At 61.4% G+C, this 285-nt stretch carries 1 pseudogene; it reads left to right on the top strand.

The window, feature by feature from the left end:
* Nucleotides 1–95 (top strand): annotated as a pseudogene (locus tag EN859_RS37445) (sarcosine oxidase subunit gamma); the annotation flags it as partial.
* Nucleotides 96–285: the final 190 nt, after the last annotated feature.

Genomic DNA, 285 nt, shown 5'->3' with positions numbered 1-285 from the left:
CCGCAGCCGATGCCTTCCGTGTGGAATGCTGGCGTTCCTTCTCGGACTATGTCTTTACTCTGCTTTCGGAAGCGGCGAGCGACGCGGCGGACTGATTTTTCCAGCCGCTGTTTGCCCGAAGAGGCCTCGCAGGAACCATCGTCGCCCCGGCCCGTTGTTTGCGACTAGGTCAATGCAATTCCGGGCGGAAAACCGCTGCGCACTTTCCCGGAATTGCTCCAGCGAGGGAGAAGCGCGATGCCGTCCAAATCCGCGCCGATGTCGTCCAAGAAGACTGCGGCCGTC

The sequence above is a fragment of the Mesorhizobium sp. M00.F.Ca.ET.216.01.1.1 genome (assembly GCF_004010325.2).
GTDB lineage: Bacteria > Pseudomonadota > Alphaproteobacteria > Rhizobiales > Rhizobiaceae > Mesorhizobium.
Note: the sequence above shows the minus strand (reverse complement) of the source record. Positions and strands in the feature narration are given on the sequence as shown.